The following is a 20,859-nucleotide window of genomic DNA, read 5'->3' on the forward strand; positions in this document are numbered from 1 at the left end:
GATGATGCTCCGGCGCCGTTGACGCGCTGGCACCGGTTCAAGCAAGAGGCATTGAAACGAAACCGGAAACGTCCGGCGCCGTCATCAAGCGCCGCCAGTTGCGGATGATGACATCCCTGCATTAATCGGGATAATTGAACCGAAGCGAAGTCTACGACAAAAATAATAAATTTGAAACTTGATTAGTGTGAGTATGTTTATATAGGAGTAAGTGTTTTGTTACAAAACAAACCCATCTGCACACCAATTCATCGAGTCGTTCATTTCCACGAAACCATTCAATCCAAACCGAAATAATTCACCATCAGAAAACGACATCAAAACAACATTTTTTAAATGGATAGTTTCATAAAAAATATCCGTATTTTTTACGGATATTATGAAAATCGGGAAATTACCGAATCGGAATATTTGTATCGGCCAGGGATGCGAGCGGATCAGACGCGGCAGGGCATGGCCCGACAAGTGCAATTCCATGAAGTGCGCCTAGCAAGCCGAACGGCCGCGTGTGGACGCGCAATTGCGCGCGGACCGGGCGCCATGCAACGATGCTGACGCTCGCGCTCGAACTATCGCGGCGCCGCGACACATTCGATTTCGTGTAGCCATCAAGCAGAACGACACGCGCCGTTCATTCCGGGCGGGTAGCGCGTACGCGCGGTTCCGTTCGACGCGCCGCCGCGCTCTTTGCCGGACGGCGGCTCGCCCGCCCCCTCATGGCCCGGACCGATCCGCGCCGCTCAAGTCGACGAACGCTTGTCGTCGGGGTCGTCCCCGGAACCGTCAGGGCTGCTCACCATCGTCTGCAGCGCGATATACAGCCAGAGCCGATCGTCCATCGCCCCGAGATCGAGACCCGTCGCATCGCGAATCTGCTGCAACCGGTAATCGAGCGTGTTGCGATGGATGCCGAGCGCCTCCGCCGTCGCGCTCGGGTGGCCGTCGTTCGCGTACCACGCCTTCAACGTTTCGAGCAGCGCGCCGGAACGCCGTTCACGCGCGAGCAGGCGCGTGAGCGGCAAGCGGAGCTGCTGGGCCTGCCAGCCCTGCGACAGCGCCGACAGCAACACGGGCAGCACGAATTCGTAGTACGAATGCGCGGCCCTTTGCGGCATCCGCACCGCGCCGACGCGAAGCGTCGCGAGCGCGCACTGATGCGAGCGTTCGAAGCCGCCGATGCCTTCGAGCGCAATGCCGAGCGCAAGCGAGAACGGGTGCGTCGCGACCTTGCGCAGCGTGCTCTCCAGCGCGGCGAGCCGCTTGCCCGCATGCCTCGCCAGCGCGCTGTCGTGCACGGCGCGCGTATCGATCGTGTCGAACATCACAAGCTCCCGATACGACGTCTTCGCGGTCAGCAACTGCGGCCACTCGTCCGCCAGTTGCGACTGCATCGTTTCGATCTGGCTGACCCCGGCCTCCGGGTCCGCGTCGACGTCGATCAGGCGGCACACGATCGCCGCATGCGCGAGGCGCACGTCGATGCCGAGCCGATCGGCCCATGCCTCGAGCTCGGCGGACGTGGCGGTGCGTCTCAGAAGCTGGAGGACGAACTCCTCCCGATGGCGCGCGTTGCGGCGCAATTCGAGCGTCAGCTGCTCGCGCTCGAGGATCAATTCCGCCGTGACGCGAAGCAGCTCGCCGAACCGGCGGACAAGGTCCGGCTCGCCGGTGACGCCGATCACGCCGCAAACCCTGCCGCGCACGCTCAGCGGCAGGTTGATACCGGGCCGCACGCCGCTCAGATTCGCGGCCATGACGTCGTCGATCTCGACCGCGCGCTCGCGGGCGAGGGCGAGCTGCGCGCCCGCGTGGATCTCGCCCACGCGGCCGGCGTCGCTGCTCGCCAGGATCAGGCCGTGCGCGTCCATCACGTTCACATCGAACGGCATCACTTCGACGGTGCGTGCGACGATTTCAGTCGCGAGCCGGGCATCGATCATCATGGCGGTCAGGTCGAATAGCAGGAGCGGCGTCGAGGCGGCCCCGGGACCGGCGCGGACCCCGAAGCCTATCGTCGCGTCATTTCGGTCGGCCAGACGATGCGCATCAGGTTCGTCGAGCCGGGATGTCCGAAGGGTACGCCTGCGGCCACGACGATCGGACATTCGTCCGTCGGGAACCCTTCCGCGTGTGCGGCTTCGATCGCGATCTCGACGATGTTCTCGATACCGGCCGCCTCTCCCGCCACGCGCGAGTGGACGCCCCATGCGAGCGTCAGCCGGCGCGCGATGTCGGCGCGCGGCGTGAGGCTCAGGATCGCCGTGCCCGGCCGCAAGCGCGACAGGCGTATCGCCGTGGCGCCCGACGCCGTGTACGTGACGGCGACGCCGAGCCGCAGTGTATCCGAAACCACTTCGATCGCCGCGCCGATCGCATCGGTCGCGTTCGGCGCGTGCGCGGCGCCGATCGCCTTCATCAACTGCGGCTGGATCGGATCCGCCTCGGTCGTCGCGACGATTTTCCGCATGAAGTCGACCGCCTCGACCGGATACTGGCCCGACGCCGATTCCGCGGACAGCATCACCGCGTCGGCGCCGTCGTAGACGGCCGCGGCGACGTCGGACGCTTCCGCGCGCGTTGGCGTCGGCGCGAGCGTCATCGATTCGAGCATCTGCGTCGCGACGATCACCGGCTTGCCCGCCGCGCGCGCGAGCCGGATGATCCGCTTCTGTACGCTCGGCACGTCTTCGAGCGACATCTCGACGCCGAGATCGCCGCGCGCGACCATCACCGCGTCGGCGGCGTCGACGATGTCGACGATGTTCTCGACCGCCTGCGGCTTTTCGATCTTCGCGACGATCGCGGCGCGCGAGCCGATCAGCGCGCGCGCGTCGTGCACGTCCTGCGCGGTCTGCACGAACGACAGCGCGACCCAGTCCACGCCGAGCGACAGCCCGAACGCGAGATCGTCGCGATCCTTCGTCGACAGCGCCGGAATCGCGAGCGTCGCGTCGGGCACGCTGACGCCCTTGCGGTCGGACACGATTCCATCGAGCAGCGCGACCGCCTCGATGCGTCCCGCCGACACGGCCTGCACCTGGAACCGCAGCTTGCCGTCGTCGACGAGGAGCAGATGGCCCGGCCGGACGGCGTCGAAAATCTCGGGATGAGGCAGCGCCACGCGATGCGCGTCGCCGGGCGCCGAGTCCATGTCGAACGCGAACGGCCGGCCCTTGACGATCGACGCGCGCCCGCCCGCGAATTGCCCGACGCGCAGCTTCGGGCCCTGCAGGTCGAGCAGAACGCCGATCGGATGTCCGAGGCGCGCCTCGATCGCGCGAATGGCCGCATGACGCGACGCGTGGTCGGCGTGCGTGCCGTGGCTGAAATTGAGGCGGAAGACGTCGGCGCCCGCGCGCGCGAGGGCCTCGATGACGGTCTCCGTCGAGCTCGACGGGCCGAGCGTGGCGACGATCTTCGTCGAACGGCGGCGCGCGCGGTCGGTGTGGCTTTCGTTTCGCATATCCGTGTGCAGAGCAGAGAAGTGGATCGGATGAATTCGGCCGGCCGGCGACCGGGCGGCCGATGCGTGTGCGCTACGCGACGCGCCGCGACGACGCGTGCCGGCCGAGATGCCAGCCGACGCGAATCGCCGCCGCGACGTTGCGGGCAGCGAAGCGAACGTTGATCGCCGCGTCGCGGAGGGCTTCGTCGATCGTACACGCGCGCCTGACGGACGCGAAGATCGCGTCGATACCGTGCCGATACAGCGCGTCGGCCTGGCCCGTCACCGCGCCGCCGATCGCGACGACGGGCACCCCGCATTCCGCCGCGATGCGCGCGACGCCGATGGGCGCCTTGCCGCGCAGCGTCTGGCCGTCGATGCAGCCCTCGCCCGTCACGACGAGGCTCGCGCCGCGAATCGCGTCGCGCAGCCGCAGCGCGTCGGTCACGATCTCGACGCCCGGCCGCAGCGTCGCATTCAGGAACGCGGACATCGCCGCGCCGAGACCGCCCGCCGCCCCCCCGCCCGGTAGCTGCGCAACGGCCCGGCCGACGTCGCGCTCGACGATCGCCGCGAAATGCGCGAGGTTGCGATCGAGATGCGCGATCATCTCGGGCGTCGCGCCCTTTTGCGGGCCGAACACCGCCGACGCGCCGTTCGGCCCGACGAGCGGATTGTCGACGTCGCACGCGACTTCGAACGCGCAATCCGCGAGCCGGCTGTCGAGACCGGCGACGTCGATGCGCGCGAGGCGCTCGAGCTGCGCGCCGCCCGCGCCGATCGGCCCGCCGTCGGCGTCGGCGAAATGCGCGCCGAGCGCTTGCAGCATGCCCGCGCCGCCGTCGTTCGTCGCGCTGCCGCCGAGACCGACGATGAAACGCCGCGCGCCGGCGTCGAGCGCCGCGCGGATCAGCTCGCCCGTGCCCCGGCTCGACGTGATGCGCGGATCGCGCAGGTCGGGGGACACGAGATGCAGGCCGCTCGCTTCGGCCATCTCGATGACCGCGGTGCCGTCGGACAGGATGCCGAACGCGGCGCGCGTCGCACGGCCGAGCGGATCGCCGACGTTCGCGACGCGGCGCTCGCCGCCCGCCGCCGTCACGAGCGCGTCGACCGTGCCTTCGCCGCCGTCGGCGATCGGCAGGCATCGGTAATCGGCGTCGGCGAACACTTCACGGAACCCGGCCTCGATCTGCCGCGCCGTTTCGACCGCGGTCAGGCTTTCCTTGAACGAGTCGGGAGCTATCACGATCTTCATGAGCGAACCTCTTCGATGACGCACGCTGTCGCGTGCGAATGCAATGGCGAAAGGCGCGGCCTTCCGCCCTTCAGCGGCCGGTGCGACGCGCGTGCGTGCGCATCACGAGGACGATGCCCACCACCATCGTGCTCGACAGGATGTAGAGCGCGAGATCGGTGCGCTGCGTCGCGTCCTTGATCCAGCCGACGATGTAGGGACTCACGAAGCCCGCGACCTGTCCCAGCGAGTTGATGAGCGCGACGCCGCCCGCCGCCGCCGTGCCCGTCAGCACCAGGGTCGGCAGCGGCCAGAACATCGCGAGCGCGGTGAGCGCGCCTGCCGTCGCGAGCACGAGGCCGATCATCGCGGGCACGATCGCATTGCCGGACTGCGCGGCCACCAGCAGACCCGCGACGCCCACCGCCATCGGAACACTCAAATGCCAGCGGCGCTCCTGGCGCGCATCGGCGGATTTGCCGACCGCGATCATCGCGATGCTCGCGAACAGATAGGGGATCGCGCTCAACCAGCCGACGGCGCCGCTGCCGCCGACGCCGAGCGAACGGATGATCGACGGCAGCCAGAAGTTGATCGCGTACACGCCCATCTGGATGCTGAAATAGACGATGCCGAATTTCCAGACGGCGGCGTTGCACAGGATGTCGCGCATCCGCTGCGGCTGTCCGGACGACGACCGGGCGGCATCGGTCGCGGTGATCGTGAGCGCGCGGCTGAGCGCCGCCTTCTCGTCGTCCGACAGCCAGCGCGCGTCGTCGATCCGGTCCTGCAGGAACGCGAACACCGCGACGCCGAGCAGGATCGTCGGCGCGCCCTGCAAGAGGAACAGCCACTGCCAGCCCGCGAGTCCGCCTTGCCCGACCGAGAAGTGGTCGAGCATCCAGCCGGACAGCGGGCCGCCGATCACGCCGGAGATCGGAATCGCCGACATGAAGAGCGCGATCGCGCGACCGCGATGCTCGGCGCTGAACCATTGCGTCAGATAGAGCACCATGCCCGGAAAGAAGCCGGCTTCCGCGATGCCGGTAAGGAAGCGCAGCGTGTAGAACGATGCCGGCGTCTTCACGAACAGCAGCGACGAGGACAGCGCGCCCCACGCGACCATGATGATCGCGATCCACACGCGCGCGCCGACGCGCCGCAAAATCAGATTGCTCGGCACGCCCGCGAGCACGTAGCCGACGAAGAAGATGCCCGCGCCGAGACCGTAGACGGTTTCGCTCATCTGCAGGTCGCTCAGCATCTGCAGCTTCGCGAAGCCGACGTTGACGCGGTCGAGGTAGTTGAACAGGTAGCAGACGAAGATCAGCGGGATCAGCCGGAACGTGACCTTGCGATAGCCGTCGTTCAGCGGATCCGACGCGGGTCGCGCCGCAACGGAAGAAGAGTGGTCCATACGCGTCTCCGGATCATTCATATCGTGTGAGTCGTATGGTATGGATGTCGCGCCGGGGATTCATCGGGCGGATGCACGAGCCCGATGCGCGTTGCATGCGATATATCGTGCAAGCGCATAGAGCCTGTCGTGTATGCGGCTTCATGAACCTTCGCGGCAACGGCCCCAGCCGGAACCCTCCGGCAGCCGCATGTGGCATACGCCCGCCGTCACTGACGACGAGCGCCGCCTCGCCTCGCAATCAGCCGACGAAATCCGAATCCGCGCGCCGTCGCGTGCCGCGCCCCGCCGCCGGCGCTACAATCCCGCGGCTGCGTGTCGATAGCGAGAGTATGGTTTGACGGAATTCGAACAGGGCTTCATTCTCACCCGCCACTGGCGGGATACGGCAAAGGGCACCGAGGTCGAGTTCTGGCTGGCGACCGAGCGCGGCCCGCGCCGGGTCCGCTTGCGCACGCAGGAATCGGTCGCGTTCATCCCCGCCGAGCAACAGGAACAGGCCGAACGCACGCTGAACGGCGACACCGACGCCGTGTTGCGCCCCCTCCCGCTGCGCGACTTCCGCCGACGCCCGGTCGTCGGTCTCTATTGCCGGCGATACCGCCATCTCGCCGCCCTGAAGAAGCGCCTGAACCAGTCGGGCGTCGACGTCTACGAATCCGACGTCCTTCCGCCGGAGCGCTATATGATGGAGCGCTTCATCACCGCGCCGGTCCGATTCCGCGGCGTGCCGGACAGCGACGGCACATTGCTCGACGGCGAGCTGAAAACCGGCAGCGACTATCGCCCGACACTGCGATGCGTGTCGCTCGACATCGAAACGAGCGCCCAGAGCGAACTCTACTCGATCGCGCTCGAGGGATGCGGACAGCGGCAGGTCTTCATGCTCGGCCCGGCCAACGGCGATGGCGATGGCGATGGCGATGGCAACGGCAACGGAAACGGCAACGGCAACGGCAACGTCGATTTTCTGCTGGAATACTGCGAAAGCCGGCCCGCGCTGATCGAGCGGCTGAACGACTGGCTCGCGCGGCACGATCCCGACGTGATCATCGGCTGGAATCTCGTGCAATTCGACCTGCGCGTGCTGCATGCGCACGCCGAGCAGCATCGGGTTCCGCTGCGGCTCGGACGCGGCGGCAGCGTGCTCGACTGGCGGGCGCACGGCCAGCAGCCCGATCATTTCTTCGCGACGGCGGCCGGGCGGCTCGTGATCGACGGCATCGACGCGCTGAAATCCGCGACCTGGACCTTCCCGTCATTCAGTCTCGAATATGTCGCGCAATCGCTGCTCGGTGAAGGAAAGGCGATCGACAACCCGTACCAGCGCATGGACGAAATCCAGCGCCGGTTCGATCACGACAAGCCCGCGCTCGCTCGCTACAACCTGAAGGACTGCGAGCTCGTCACGCGCATTTTCGAGAAAGCGGATCTACTGCCGTTCATGCTCGAACGCGCGACCGTCACCGGACTGCCGGCGGACCGCATCGGCGGATCGGTCGCGGCGTTCACGCATCTGTACATGCCGAAGATGCACCGGCTGGGCTACGTCGCGCCGAATCTCGGCGACGTGACCGGACAGACGAGCCCCGGCGGCTTCGTGATGGATTCGCGGCCCGGACTCTACGATTCGGTCCTCGTGCTCGACTACAAAAGCCTGTATCCGTCGATCATCCGCAGTTTCCTGATCGATCCGGTCGGGCTCATCGAGGGCATCAGCCATCCCGACGACAGCGAATCGGTGCCCGGTTTTCTCGGCGCCCGCTTCTCGCGCAGCCGCCATTGCCTGCCGGACATCGTGCGTCGCGTCTGGGAAAGCCGCGAGCTCGCGAAGCGCCAGCGCAATCAGCCGCTGTCACAGGCCCTGAAGATCATCATGAACGCGTTCTACGGCGTGCTCGGTTCGTCCGGATGCCGGTTCTTCGATCCGAGGCTCGCGTCGTCGATCACGATGCGCGGTCACGAGATCATGCACGAGACGCGCAAGCTCATCGAGGCGCAGGGTTACGACGTCATCTACGGCGACACCGACTCGACGTTCGTCTGGCTGAAACGCCCGCACGCCAGCGAAGAAGCCGATCGCATCGGCCGCGCGCTCGTCGGCCACATCAATCGCTGGTGGCGGACGCATCTGCAGGCCCGCTTCGGACTCGACAGCGCACTCGAGATCCAATACGAGCGGCACTACCACCGATTCCTGATGCCGACCGTTCGCGGCACGGAGGAAGGCAGCAAGAAGCGCTACGCCGGTCTAACCGTCGCACCGGACGGCGGCGAGGAACTCGTGTTCAAGGGCCTCGAGACCGTGCGGACCGACTGGACTCCGTTGGCCCAGCGGTTCCAGCGGGAGCTATATCGGCTGGTCTTCAAGCGGGAGCCGTACCATGACTTCATTCGGGAATACGTGCGCCGCACGCTCGCCGGCGAATTCGATGCGTTGCTGATCTATCGGAAACGACTGCGCCGGCCACTGGGCGATTACCAGCGCAACGTCCCGCCGCACGTCCGCGCCGCACGCGTTGCCGACGCATTCAATCGCGAACAGGGACGCCCGCTCCAGTACCAGCATGGCGGATGGATCAGCTACGTGATGACGGCGGCGGGTCCCGAGCCGCTCGAGACGCCGCGTGCGCCGATCGATTACACGTTCTACGTGAGCCGCCAGTTGCAGCCCGTCGCCGACGCGATTCTCCCGTTTCTGCGCGATGATTTCGAGTCAGTGATCTCGGGGCAGGGGCGGTTGTTCTAGCGGCCGGACAGTCACGCGGCGCGAAGCGTGCGATAGGCTGGCTCCCGGCACGCTATCGGCGTTGGGGCTTTCGGAAAAGTCGTCTTCGGCATTCCATGAAGCGCCCCATTAAACATCTTCTCCGAGGTACGCCGGCTCCGCTCGCCTCAAAACAGATGTCCTTGGACGATGAAACGCTCGAAGAAGTCGTTCTTGGAAAGAAACATCGACAGGCAACCCCTGACCCGCATGCGGCGTGTCGTATCCCGCCAATCCCGATCTCGAGATCGATGCCATTCCCGTAAGCGGCCATTCATCGCATGCGGCGCGACGTCGCTCGCACACGTCCGCCCACATCGATGACCTCCCGCCGCGTGAGGTCCGCTTCGTCCCGAGACCGACCGTTGTCGCCGTCACGCGGGCAAGGACCGTCAAAGCGGACGACAGCTTTTCGTCAGGCAGCCAACCCGGCGTTCATGATCGCCGGTACGTCATGCAACGTAGCGCGCGACGCTGACGAATTGACACAGGCTGCCCGCCAGCACGAACAGATGCCAGATGCCATGCCCATGGCGGATGCGCTCATCGTTGATGAAGAAGTAGATGCCGGCGCTGTAGATGACGCCGCCAGCCACGAGCCAGGCGGTGCCCTCTGCCGGTAACGCATGGATCAGCGGGCGGATGGCGACGAGCGCGAGCCATCCCATCAGGACATACAGCGTCATCGAAACAATGCGGGTGCGCCGCCCGAGCGTGAGTTCCTGCGCGATGCCCAGAGCGGCGAGCCCCCAGCTGACGCCGAATAGCGACCAGCCCCACGGTCCGCGCAACGTGACGAGCGTGAACGGGGTATAGCTGCCGGCGATCAGCAGGTAGATCGCCGAATGATCGCATTTCTGCAGAATGGCTTTCAGGCGCGGGCTGCGCACGCTGTGGTAAAGCGTCGAGATGGCATAGAGCACGCACAGCATCGCACCGTACACGCTGAAGCTCACGACCTTGTACGCGTCGCCGTCGAGCGCGCCCATCGTCACGAGCGTCACCAGCCCCACCACCGACAGCACTGCACCAACGAGATGGGTAATGCTGTTGAAACGCTCACCGACATGCACGACGCTCTCCTCCCGCACGGATTCAACAAGGTATGCCATCGACATGATACCGGGCCGGAACCGACAATGAGTTTTCATCCGTAGACAACGCGCGGCGGTATTTCGACTCGTTCGCCAGTGGCCACGAGGATCGGTGGCGATTCGGAACCCGCCGCGGCGATTGGCCCGGCAAGTCTCCCGCCGTACTCGCGCATTGATTCGGCATTCGTTGCAACGACGCCCGATCGAACCGTTTCCGCTCGATTTTCCCCGCGAGGAGCGACAGGTTGTCGCGCAATCGCCTGCTTTACATGCTGCATCGCGGACCAGCACTCCGTTCACCATCGCGAACTGCGTCACGCGAGGCATCTCGCTTGCCGGACTGCGGTATCCCGCTTTACTCATCGTCACATCTACGACGGAGACGTGCCATAGGTATTACCGTCACACCTGGATTCGCCAGTGCCGCTCGCCACGGAGACCGCCTGTCCCGCGGTCTGTAGCAAGCAGCTCGCTGACCAGCTATCCCGCGACGGCAGCAGCGTGAAGATCGGCGAGCGCAGCGGCATGCAGTCGAATTCGACGCGACGAAGCCGGCCGCCGGCAAGGTGTAGCTCAAGCCGAACCCCTGCGGTGCGCTCAGCATCACCGGCAGAAACTGACCTTCCCCGCGCTGGACGCATCCGGCGCGGGATCTCACGTGTGTCTACGGATATTCCCTCGGTGTCCGCCGTTGACGGCCATCGCGTCATGCGATGAGCCGCATTTTTTGCATGTCATCGGACGCCGCGCCGTTTCGCGCTTCAAATCAATTTCGCCATTCGTTCGCCGGCCAGTTCGCCGGACATCCGCCGCCCATTCGAAAATCAAGGCCGCCTGAATCGACAAACGCGCCTTTATAAGTCAATTGAATATTCACTAAATACCATTAACAATTGAAATGAATGTCCAATGAAATAAAACATGACCGCCGTTATTGGTCTGCAAGCACACCTGAAGTTTCGCTCGAGCCGCATCGCACGCAACGCCACTCCACGATCGAATCGCCTGACGCTCGCTCGGCGCATGCCGCCGACTCCGTGTCACCGACGCGCCCGCCGCGCCCGCCGCACCGCACGAGATCATTTCAAATTTCTCACCAACACCTGACTCGATTCATTCCGGCACAATGAAAATTTAATTTATTGGTAATTATCTTGTAAATATTAATTTAACCTCCTAGCATGCCTTTGCAGTTCGCAGCACCCCTCATGTTTAGTACTTGCTCTCAATACGTTTTCAATAATTACGTATTCGTTATCTGGAGGACTACATGAAGAAACTATCTTGCCTGCTGTCCGTCACTGCGATTTCCCTCGCCAGTCTCAGCGCGTTTGCGCACGCCGGCGACCAACAGGCCGCAGTCGACCGGGCGCTGCAACTGATCCAGCAGAACCCGGTCGCTTTCAACCTGGCCGCAGGCAGCGCCGCGCGCACGCTGAAGTTCGCGGCCGCGCAGGCGAGCGCGCCGGTGGAGGGCGACCAGTTCCAGGTGCGCGACGTGATCATCGACCCCGACGGCACCGAGCACGTGCGCTTCGACCGCTTCTACGCGGGTCTGCCCGTGATCGGCGGCGACGTCGTCGTCCACTCGAGCCAGGGGCAACTGAAGCAGGCGAACCTGACCCAGCCCACGCCGATCAATCTCGCCGGCAAGATCGGCAAGGTCGGCGACCGCTTCGTGGTGCGCAACGCGCCCGACGTAGGCGCGGACGCGGCCCGACGCGTCGCGTCCGCGCGCTTCGGCGCGGATGTGCGCCGCGTCGAGGGCGCGGATCTCGTCGTGTTCGCGCGCGACGTCGCGCCGACGCTCGCCTACGCGGTGCGCGTGTATGGCAAGGCGACCGACATCCACGGCGAAGCCGTGCTCTACTACGTCGACGCGCGCACGGGCAACGTGCTCGATGCGCAGGACCTGATCAAGACCGCCTCCGCGACCGGCACCGGCCGTTCGCTGTACTACGGCGACCTGTCGCTGACGACCGACCAGACCGGCGCGAACGCGTACCGGATGCTCGATCCGACCCGCGGCAGCGGCTCGGTGTACGACGGCCGCGGCCTGAGCTCGGACGACGTCGAGCGGGCCACCGATCTGCCGATCTTCACGAGCAGCACGAACGTGTGGGGCAACAACACGACCAGCGACCGGCAGACCGTCGCAGCCGACATCGACTACGGCCTCGCGCTGACCTGGGACTACTACAAGACCACGCACAACCGCAACGGCATCTTCAACGACGGCCGCGGTGTGAAGAGCTACGCCCACGTGGTATTCAACACCGGCAGCGGCACGACCGGCGCGAACGCGGCATGGCTGTCGTCGCGCGTGATGGCGTACGGCGACGGCGAGCCGGGCAGCCGCCTGCCGAAGCCAGTCGTGTCGATCGACGTGGCCGGGCACGAGATGAGCCACGGCGTAACCGAAGCCACCGCGAACCTGAACTATTCAGGCGATGCGGGTGGTCTTAACGAGTCGACGTCCGACATTTTCGGCGCGCTCGTCAAGTTCTACGCGGCCAACCCGAACGATCCGGGCAACTACGTGATCGGCGCGCGCGTGACGAGCGGCGGCCTGCGCAAGATGTACAAGCAGGATCTCGACGGCCGGTCATACAGTTGCTATCCGTCCGGCGGCTTCTCGTGGTTCAATCCGCGCCACGATCCGCACTACTCGTCGGGCGTCGGCAACCGCTTCTTCTATCTGCTGTCGGAAGGCCCGGTCGCGCCGGCGACCGACACCGGACTGTCGAAGAGCCAACTGGTCTGCAACGGCGACACCGGCTTCAGCGGCGTCGGTCGCGACAAAGCCGGCAAGATCTGGTACCGGACGCTGACCGTGTACCTGACCACCAACTCCAGCTACCCGAGCGCAAGGCGCGCATCGATCCAGGCGGCGAATGACCTGTACGGCGTGAATTCGGTTGAGAGCGCAACGGTCGCGCGCGCGTGGAGCGCCGCTGGAGTGAACTGACGGCGCTGCGCTTGCGCGCCGAGGGCCCTGCCGATCGCGACGATCACGCGACTGCACGTCGATCCGGACGAACGCGAGCCGATCGAGGTCGAGCGCCGGCGGGGCCTGGGAAGAGTAGACATCGATCAACCGCCTGCAATCGCAAGCGGCTGATCGAAGGGCATTTCATCAGTGCGGTGGGACTGCGTGTTCGAGAAAGTCGTGGAAATACGCTCGTTCATGAAGCCGGTTGTCCCCTTCACGCATATTGGCGTTGGCGGCTGAGTACCTTGACCTCGGCACGGCACGGAACCATTCCCGATTCAGCAATTCGCCACGCACCTTGCCCATCGGCGATACGTCTATCTCCTGATTGCAGGCCATCACGATAGACACGGCTGCATGCCTGCCACGTGATTGCCGGCCGGATTCAGCTCTGCAACCATCGACGTCCCAACAAGCGCTGAAGATGAAAACGCCGGGGTGGTATTCCCGTTAGCCGCTTAGCCTGCGCAGGTCTCGCAAATCATTACAGAACCGCCCCTCATCTCCGCAGGCAAGCCGCGCAAACCGATACCTGCCCTCAGCACGAACAGGACGTCCGTCAATACCGCCAGGTCCAGCACTCGCTTGCGGCCCGGGTACTTGAAGCCGCACGGCTTCGCTGGCGGCAGGAGCGATTCGATCAGCGCCCGCGTTCGTCGCCAATAATTGGCTTATCCGTCTCCTTGGTCTGTCTATCCTGAAGATAATGCTAACCGGCTCCATGAAACAGAAGCAGTCCCTTCACCTCTTCTTGGTCCAACTGCCCGAATCCGCACGCCCCCCTTACGCCCCAACCCCATTGAAACATCACGTGCCCGTCGGCTCTAGCTCCGCTGCGACGAACCCTGCAAGAAAGAGCGCGTGCGCCAACGTTACGGAACCGTCCATGCCGAGTCCGGACGCCAGATCCCGGACCAGAAACGACTCGCTTTCCGTGATGGTGGCGATCGCGTCGCGCACATAACCCGGCAAAGTCATCGATTTGCCGTCAAAGGTAAGCACGATCTGATCTTCGTTTTGAGAAACGTGGAATCGACCGGGTGGCAGCCGATAAAGGCGCGTATCGGATCCAATGGTTGTCGCCTGAGGTTTGAAGAAACCGCGTCGCCTGATTGTGCCGCGCGCCACTTTTCTCGTGAAGGTATCGACTACGGTCTGCGGTTCAACGAGGGATTGGAGTGTACCGAGAATCTCGTGGAGCGACGATGCCAGATGTGCAACGGATTCCGGATTGTTTGCAAAGCCGGGCGGCAAAGCCCGACGAAGATCGACTCGCTCCTTGCAGGCAGCCAGTGTTTCGGCGATCAATTCGACCCACGTGTAGACACTGATGCCAAGCGTGACATGGACCGAATGGGCGCTGCTCGTAAGCGTATCGTGAACATAGCCACGCGGCAGGTACAGAACGTCGCCCGGCATGAGATCGATTTCGAGCATGGGCTTGGGCAGCTGATATCCCGCGGGAGAAAAGGGTTGCGTATGGTGTGGAAGCAGTAGAGGCGGCTCGTACACTCGCCAGTGCTTTAGGCCATCGATCTGCAAAATGAACACTTCATGAGCATCGTAGTGCGCGGAAAACCCCGACGTGCCGCCTGGAGTCATATACAGGTTGGTGTGCACCACATGATTGAGTTCGGCCTCCATGGCGGCGCAAAGCAGATTCAGCGGGGGCCACGTTCGATGGAGGGCCGGCAAGATCACTGAGGCGCCGGTCCGATAGTGAGCGTATACCGTATCGAGATCAGGAACGCCGCGAAACAGATCGTCTCCATAGTGCAAATCTATTGAATAAGTGTCAGGGGCAAGATAGCGGCCCGCTTTCGCGAGCCGGATTCCCGGATGGCGAATGTCGTGCTTGGCTAGCATGGTTTCAACATCGCCCGCCGAAATCAATTGCGCGTAGTGCCTTTGATGTCCCCTCGAGAGATGCATCGGCTTCGCTTCCCAATATTCGGAAAAGAACTGATCTGCACTGAGCGGGGCAATCAGATCGGAGAATGTGAACGGGGCGTTGTCTGTTGCCATATGGAGTCACCTATCGAGAATCGAAGAGGTTGAGTCAACACATCCGGCAAAAAATGCTTTCGTTTTTGTCGCGACGCACGATGGAAACCATCTGCCCGCACTCAGGGCTTTGCCTTCCGTCAACAGAATGGATGCTGCACCGGGCGTAGCCGGACGCACGTCCACGCCCAAACTCGACCGATAGTCCGATTGCGAAAGCGGCAGCGACGCTGCAGTGCGGTACACACAGTGAGTGCCACGAGTTCAACGTCACCCGTGTACGCACTACCACGCGAACAGCGAAGAAGCGTTGCTTGATGCCGTATTGAACTCCGAGATGGCAATCGGGCATCTACACGCCGTTAATGCTCGAGCGCTCGGCACGAGCGACTCGAGCATGTGAATTCCGTGATCAGGCCAAGCTGATCGCGAAATCAATCAAGCCTTGTACTGCGCCTTGGCAAGGTCTTGGGCCAGATTACGACTCAGATCCTGCGCCAGATTTCGACCCAGATCCTGGGCGAGATTGCGGCCGATGTCGGTTGCCACGTTTCGCGCCAGATCTTGGGCCAGATTGCGGCTGATGTCGGTTGCCACGTTGCGCGCCAGGTCTTGGGCCAGATTGCGGCTCACATCGGTCGCCGCATTGCGCGTTACTTCCTGCCCAAGATTTCTGCTCAGATCCTGCGCGACGTTGCGCGCAAGATCTTGGGCAAGGTTGCGGGAGATATCGTGGGCGAAGTTGCGGCTCAGATCGTGCACCAGATTGCGGGCCAGATCTTGCGCCAGATTTCGTCCCAGATCCTGAGCCAGATTGCGAGACAGATCCTGGGCGAAATTCCGTCCCAAATCTTCCGCAAGGTTGCGCGCAAGATCCGTCGACAGATTCTTTGCAAGATTCACTGCCGGATCACTTGCCCCCAATTCAGAAACTTTTGCGCTGGATTCACTCATTTTCACTCTCCTTAGTTTACGCAATTGAATTAAAGCACCTTTAAAACGAAGAAAAGCAACGTTATTTTCGGATCGCAAGGTGGGTCAGCCTATTGGTCATTCATAAAATCAAGGCGCTCCTTCCGTAACTGACGTTTCGCGTCACTGACAGACGACGACGCGAAGCACGCCCGAAGCCATTCAACACTAGCACGCACGCATGGAAATTCAAGACGATATCGAAGTACATTTTTATGAAATCGAATACCCTAACAAGCAATCCTGCAATTACCGAAATGAACAAATAAATATTTATTTCTCAAAATAAAACATTTTTACAACAATTTTTCACATTCATCATCAATCCATCGAAAAATTGAAACTTAAGTTTCGCAAGTCAAATCGGTTTTTACATTTGGCATATTCATCCCAGAGGCTCTATGCTTCTAGAGCGACGCGCCATCCGGCATCGCGAACACGAGCTAAAGGAGAAATGCCATGGAGCAAAAAAGTTCAAAGATTACTGAATTCCCGACTCGCGAAAAGCTCGCCGAAGTCAAAACGCGCCTGCGCCAAGGAAAACTTAGCGAGGAAGATATTCAGCAACTCGAGGCGATCGTCGTCGCCACTGAGCGAGCCGCTTCCGCGTTGCGTGCCGCAGTCGTCGAATGATCATCTTCAGCTCGCGCAGGCGCCATGGTCCCTCGGCGCCTGCGGCAAGGGGAAATAGCGATGGAGCTTCGGCGAACAGTCCCGTTTTTTTTGGACATTTCGGGAAAGCGGGTTTTCAGAATCGATAATTTACTGATTGGCAATGGCGAGGCGCCTCAACCTGAGCTTGTCACGCGCATCGGCCGGACGCTCGACCTAAGCCTGATCGAACATGATCTTCCCATCGAGATCGCCGAGACAATTATCGAAGAGCAATTCGATGCGGCTATGGACTATCTGTTCTCCCATCCTCTGTGGGAACAGTTCCGTTCTGGCGAGAATATCATCGAGCCACTCCTCGCTTACCTCATCGAAACTCGGCATTATCTCGCGGCAGCTCCCGCCCGCATGGCCCCAGGCATTTCCTGCAGTTATCCCGACGGCGATATCACAGAGATCCTTGCCCGCCACCTGCTTGAAGAAAGCAATCATGCGATTTACTTCGAGCATGCGCTTGAGACATTGGGCGTGTCTGCCGAAACAGCCCGATCGGTTCGCCCCGATCCGCGCACCATTGAGCTGATCCATCTGATGCGTGACGTGGCAACTCACGACCCTCTTTCCGCTGCGGTCTGCTCCGGCCTGTTGGAATCGACCGCAAACAATCGAGATTGCATCCTGCAGTGGCACGACATGCTGGTGCAGCGCCGTCTGTTGCCCGCATCGACTGTCGAGGCATTCAAGCGCCATGTCGCCGTAGATTATGAACTTGGCCATGGTCGAACCTGGCGCGAGGTTCTGCGTGCGCTCGGTCCGACCGTCCACGCTGACCGGCTTGCGAACGCGTTGAACGCCAGCACACTGGTTGCCGAAATGCTGTTCCGCTGGTTCTCCGCGTTTCAGCAAGGAAGCTCGGGCATGGCCGTGCTGCTGCTTTCCCAAGACGATGCGGGCGCTAGAAGAACCGATGAACAGGCGGCGCATCGCGACCGCTTCTGGTCGGGCATTCCGGTTTGGCCCGCAAGTGTCATGCATGCAACGGCTTACGCGGCGAATCAAACATTTGCGGTTCGCGCCGCGCTGTCGAGCGTGGTTCTGTTGGAAAAGGCGCCACCGGCGGACGTTCCGCGCGCGCTTGGCGAACTTGCAGCTTCCGGTTGGCATCCTGACGTGCATCCTATGCCCACCCATGCGCGGGACTGGGTGCGTCTGATCGATGGTCACCGACTGTGGGATCTGATGCTCAGCGCAAAGGGCAAGTCTGCCGTTGCACTCGCGACGGGTTGGATCGTGGAGAACATCTTCTATTTGCGGGCTGCCGCCCGTCATAACGCCAACGTGATCGCATCGTGCCCCGACCAGCGCATCAGAAACTGGATGGTGCACCATATGAAGGAAGAGCAGGGTCACGCGTCGATTCTGGAACGTCATTTGCCCGAAGGTGTCAATCTCGCAGCTTGGCGTCCGCTTCCGACCACGAGATCTTTTGTCGGCGCGCTGGTCGACGCGGCACGGGCCGACTGGAAAGCCTACTGCCTGGCGCAGATCTGTTTGCAGGGGTCCTTGCGGGACAACAGCGATGCGTTCTATGAGGCAGTCGGGAAGACCTCTGCGCGAGCCGCACAGATCATTGTCGGGATGCGCGACCACGACCACATCGATCGGGATTGTGGACACTGCGACGACGCCGACGAACTTGCGACGCTCCTCAGCCCGTACACTCTGGAACCGATGACGTTGGAACATGGCGCACTGATCGGACAACTGGCTTGGAGCTTCCTTGATGGAATCGCAGATCATTACGTACACGAGGCCTCAGTTGCGCAGCGAATCGGGTGGATCGGTTAACCATTCGGCACCGCTCGATACACTTCGGGCGCGTCAACTCGACTTGGACGCGCTGGCCGCCCTCGAAACGCTTCTGGACGATCAACCCGCATTGGAAAACCTGCTTCTGGCGACCAGAGACTCGCGCATGCCGATCTCGATATGGCGCCAAACGCTTACCGCTGAACTGCTTGAGTTGAAAGCGTGGTCGTATCGCAAACTCATGGCTTGCAACGCCGCTGGGACAAAATCCAGTGACGATGGCTTGGTGCTTTCGCTATTGCCCGGTTACGGATTTGCTTTGCACATCATACGCCGTGCATTGCCCTTTGCTTTTCTACGCCTTCCGGTTATGTGCGCATTCAGTCGGGAAAATGTCATCACGGGCGGCCGGGTAGTTGCAAAGATAGCGAAAGCTCTCGGGATGAACCGCAGTCTCTGTCCAGCGCGAAGCGATGCAAAAAACCTGCTCAAGCAGACCCCGCCGCCGCAGGTCGCACTTGCAATCGTCACCGGCCGCCGCGACACGGTTGTCGAAGTACGACGGACGCTGGGAGCGGAGCGCGTGGTCGGCTGCACCGGACGTTGTGCAATCGAGATTCGCGCCCGCTTCGACTCGGATTGGGCTGTAAGTTCAAATACGAGTCGCAGTTGTACGACCATACGCGCGTCGTTCATCAAGGAAGGCGCGCGCTGGCGCGGCAAGGAAACGACGTGGGACCCGTCTGTCGTCGTGCGCAGATTGCACCCGTCAATCATCCTGGACAAGACCGGTACGCTCGACAGCACCATCGAAGGTTACTGCTGCATTCAACCGAATCGCCCTCTGAACCTCCGTGGCTTCGCAGCTGATCCGCTGTTCGGCTGGCCTGGAGATTATCTGCTCGCACTCTGACTCCAGACCTAAGAGCGCGTTTGCCCCTGGCGTTGGCGGGCAAACTTGGCGAACTGCGTCGTCGCGCGGTGCAGATCGTCAAAGTCGATGCCTGCTACCAGCCCTTGGTGGATAAGCTCGATCAGTTGGCGGCGAATTTTCAGTCGCAGGCGGTGTTGCGACTGGTCGAGGCACAACTGAGTGATAGTGAAGGGGCCGCGTCGAAATATCATTACTGTGTCACAAAAAATATATAATGAGCGTACCTTGGCACTGTTCATGAGAAGCGATGAGCGCGAGCGAGCGGTTTGAGCGATACATGGAGCATTTGGCGGCGGGTCTCGGGCACGCGGATCGGCGTGCCGGGCTGCATGGTTATTGCACGGGATTGATGTTGCCGCTGTCGCGCAAGAGCGTTGAGCCGATGGCCGCAGGAATCGACCCGCTGCATGTCAGCGCACGTCACCAAGCTCTGCATCACTTTGTCGCGAAAGCGGAATGGTCCGACGACGAGATGTTGCGCAGGGTCTGTCAGTGGGTGGTTCCGAAAATGAATTTCTCGACAGGCGGCTTCTGGATCATTGACGACACGGGTTTTCCGAAGAAAGGTAAGCATTCGGTTGGTGTAGCGCGGCAGTATTGCGGCGTATCGGGCAAGCAGGACAACTGCCAGGTCGCGGTGAGCATTTCACTGGCGAACGAGCAGGCGAGCATCCCGGTGGCGTGGCGCCTGTATCTGCCTCAGGAGTGGGCTGAGGATGCGCAGCGGCGTAAAAAGGCCGGCGTGCCGCCGGAGGTGACATTTGCCACGAAGACGGAAATTGCCCTGCAACAACTGGAAGCCCTGCTGGCCGCAGGCGCACCGCGGCACTGTGTGCTGGCCGATGCAGGTTATGGAGTCGACACCTCTTTTCGTCAGCGTCTGGGCGAACTGGGGTTGGACTATGTCGTGGGCATCACATCGGCAGTGGTTGTCTGGCCGCCCGGCATCGAACCGCTGCCGACTGAGCCCTATGATGGTCGTGGCCGCCCGCCCGTGAGGCTGCGGGAAATAGCGCAGCGCAAGCCAATGAAGGTCAAGGATCTGGCCCGCGCGCTGCCTGAAACCGTATTCCAGACGGTACGCTGGCGCGAAGGCAGCAACAACATGCTCAGCGGTCGATTTGCCGCAGTACGGGTATGCCACGCCGGAGGCGACCGGGGCCGCGCCCGTTTGCATGCTGAGCAATGGTTGTTGATCGAGTGGCTCGCGGGCGATGCCGAGCCGCTGAAATATTTCCTCTCCACGCTGCCGCCGGATATCCCATTAACCGAACTGGTGGCCAAAGCACACATGCGCTGGCGCATCGAGCGTGACTATCAGGATCTGAAACAGAACCTGGGTCTCGGCCACTACGAGGGCCGTGGCTGGCGCGGATTCCACCATCATGCGGTCCTGAGCATCGCGGCTTACGGGTTTCTCGTCGCTGAACGAATCGCCGCCGGCAAGACGCCCGGCGCTACAAAAAACGCCGTCGCACGCCAAGTCTTTGCACTACCCGAAGATTACATTCCACGGGGAAGCCCAGCGCGCCCAGCGTCACGTTCCTGATTCGATTACTGCACTGCGCCATCACAT

Annotated in this window: 15 protein-coding genes; 7 read left to right on the forward strand and 8 right to left on the reverse strand. The window is 62.4% G+C overall.

Annotated elements, in window-relative coordinates; translation table 11 throughout:
• Positions 1–219: 219 nt before the first annotated feature.
• From WS69_RS33260 to WS69_RS12700, 5 genes are all read right to left on the reverse strand, one after another.
• Complete coding sequence (locus tag WS69_RS33260) at positions 220–477, reverse strand: hypothetical protein (protein ID WP_156438097.1); 258 nt, start codon at positions 475–477, stop codon at positions 220–222.
• Between the two features lie 263 nt (positions 478–740).
• Positions 741–1,943, reverse strand: coding sequence for a sugar diacid recognition domain-containing protein (locus WS69_RS12685; RefSeq protein ID WP_059471110.1), 1,203 nt, complete (start codon positions 1,941–1,943; stop codon positions 741–743).
• A 65-nt stretch (positions 1,944–2,008) separates the two neighbouring features.
• Entirely contained in the window at positions 2,009–3,463 is a 1,455-nt protein-coding gene (pyk, locus tag WS69_RS12690) for a pyruvate kinase (protein WP_059471111.1), read from the reverse strand.
• 73 nt (positions 3,464–3,536) lie between these two features.
• A complete protein-coding gene (locus WS69_RS12695) occupies positions 3,537–4,703 on the reverse strand; it encodes a glycerate kinase family protein (RefSeq protein ID WP_059471112.1) in 1,167 nt (388 codons plus the stop codon).
• 70 nt (positions 4,704–4,773) lie between these two features.
• Positions 4,774–6,099, reverse strand: a complete 1,326-nt coding sequence (locus tag WS69_RS12700; RefSeq protein WP_059471113.1) for an MFS transporter — start codon at positions 6,097–6,099, stop codon at positions 4,774–4,776.
• 337 nt (positions 6,100–6,436) lie between these two features.
• On the opposite strand from WS69_RS12700, the gene WS69_RS12705 reads away from it, so the two are divergent.
• Positions 6,437–8,848: a DNA polymerase II gene (locus WS69_RS12705; protein ID WP_059471114.1), complete on the forward strand. Its 2,412-nt coding sequence runs from the start codon at positions 6,437–6,439 to the stop codon at positions 8,846–8,848.
• A 470-nt stretch (positions 8,849–9,318) separates the two neighbouring features.
• Here WS69_RS12705 and trhA read toward each other — a convergent pair whose 3' ends face one another.
• Positions 9,319–9,939, reverse strand: coding sequence for a PAQR family membrane homeostasis protein TrhA (trhA, locus tag WS69_RS12710; RefSeq protein ID WP_025990539.1), 621 nt, complete (start codon positions 9,937–9,939; stop codon positions 9,319–9,321).
• A 1,291-nt stretch (positions 9,940–11,230) separates the two neighbouring features.
• On the opposite strand from trhA, the gene WS69_RS12715 reads away from it, so the two are divergent.
• Complete coding sequence (locus tag WS69_RS12715; protein WP_059471115.1) at positions 11,231–12,928, forward strand: M4 family metallopeptidase; 1,698 nt, start codon at positions 11,231–11,233, stop codon at positions 12,926–12,928.
• Between the two features lie 831 nt (positions 12,929–13,759).
• Here the strand turns inward: WS69_RS12715 and WS69_RS12720 are convergent.
• Together WS69_RS12720 and WS69_RS33265 are read right to left on the reverse strand one after the other, a co-directional pair.
• Entirely contained in the window at positions 13,760–14,977 is a 1,218-nt protein-coding gene (locus WS69_RS12720; RefSeq protein ID WP_059471116.1) for a cupin domain-containing protein, read from the reverse strand.
• 417 nt (positions 14,978–15,394) lie between these two features.
• Complete coding sequence (locus WS69_RS33265; RefSeq protein ID WP_156438099.1) at positions 15,395–15,910, reverse strand: hypothetical protein; 516 nt, start codon at positions 15,908–15,910, stop codon at positions 15,395–15,397.
• 477 nt (positions 15,911–16,387) lie between these two features.
• Between WS69_RS33265 and WS69_RS33270 the strand changes: the two genes are divergently transcribed.
• The 5 genes from WS69_RS33270 to WS69_RS12740 are packed head-to-tail and all read left to right on the forward strand — an operon-like array spanning position 16,388 to position 20,832.
• Positions 16,388–16,561, forward strand: a complete 174-nt coding sequence (locus WS69_RS33270) for a hypothetical protein (protein WP_156438101.1) — start codon at positions 16,388–16,390, stop codon at positions 16,559–16,561.
• A 60-nt stretch (positions 16,562–16,621) separates the two neighbouring features.
• Positions 16,622–18,388: an iron-containing redox enzyme family protein gene (locus WS69_RS12730; RefSeq protein WP_197419248.1), complete on the forward strand. Its 1,767-nt coding sequence runs from the start codon at positions 16,622–16,624 to the stop codon at positions 18,386–18,388.
• Positions 18,324–19,262, forward strand: a complete 939-nt coding sequence (locus tag WS69_RS33275; protein ID WP_156438103.1) for a hypothetical protein — start codon at positions 18,324–18,326, stop codon at positions 19,260–19,262. The genes WS69_RS12730 and WS69_RS33275 overlap by 65 nt, the downstream gene beginning before the upstream one ends.
• Before the next feature lie 20 nt (positions 19,263–19,282).
• A complete protein-coding gene (locus WS69_RS33280; protein ID WP_156438105.1) occupies positions 19,283–19,498 on the forward strand; it encodes a hypothetical protein in 216 nt (71 codons plus the stop codon).
• A gap of 32 nt (positions 19,499–19,530) precedes the next feature.
• Positions 19,531–20,832, forward strand: a complete 1,302-nt coding sequence (locus WS69_RS12740) for an IS701 family transposase (RefSeq protein WP_059471120.1) — start codon at positions 19,531–19,533, stop codon at positions 20,830–20,832.
• Positions 20,833–20,859 lie beyond the last annotated feature (27 nt).

Origin of the sequence: Burkholderia sp. BDU5 (assembly GCF_001522845.1) — a bacterium.
Taxonomy (GTDB): Bacteria; Pseudomonadota; Gammaproteobacteria; order Burkholderiales; family Burkholderiaceae; genus Burkholderia; species Burkholderia mayonis.

Coding starts and splice junctions, on each gene's coding strand:
- WS69_RS12700 (WP_059471113.1), bottom strand. CDS start 6,099: ATGGACCACTCTTCTTCCGTTGCGGCGCGACCCGCGTCGGATCCGCTG.
- WS69_RS33260 (WP_156438097.1), bottom strand. CDS start 477: ATGGAATTGCACTTGTCGGGCCATGCCCTGCCGCGTCTGATCCGCTCG.
- WS69_RS12740 (WP_059471120.1), top strand. CDS start 19,531: ATGAGCGCGAGCGAGCGGTTTGAGCGATACATGGAGCATTTGGCGGCG.
- WS69_RS33275 (WP_156438103.1), top strand. CDS start 18,324: ATGGAATCGCAGATCATTACGTACACGAGGCCTCAGTTGCGCAGCGAA.
- WS69_RS33270 (WP_156438101.1), top strand. CDS start 16,388: ATGGAGCAAAAAAGTTCAAAGATTACTGAATTCCCGACTCGCGAAAAG.
- WS69_RS33265 (WP_156438099.1), bottom strand. CDS start 15,910: ATGAGTGAATCCAGCGCAAAAGTTTCTGAATTGGGGGCAAGTGATCCG.
- WS69_RS12695 (WP_059471112.1), bottom strand. CDS start 4,703: ATGAAGATCGTGATAGCTCCCGACTCGTTCAAGGAAAGCCTGACCGCG.
- pyk (WP_059471111.1), bottom strand. CDS start 3,463: ATGCGAAACGAAAGCCACACCGACCGCGCGCGCCGCCGTTCGACGAAG.
- WS69_RS12730 (WP_197419248.1), top strand. CDS start 16,622: ATGGAGCTTCGGCGAACAGTCCCGTTTTTTTTGGACATTTCGGGAAAG.
- WS69_RS12685 (WP_059471110.1), bottom strand. CDS start 1,943: ATGATGATCGATGCCCGGCTCGCGACTGAAATCGTCGCACGCACCGTC.
- WS69_RS12720 (WP_059471116.1), bottom strand. CDS start 14,977: ATGGCAACAGACAACGCCCCGTTCACATTCTCCGATCTGATTGCCCCG.
- WS69_RS12715 (WP_059471115.1), top strand. CDS start 11,231: ATGAAGAAACTATCTTGCCTGCTGTCCGTCACTGCGATTTCCCTCGCC.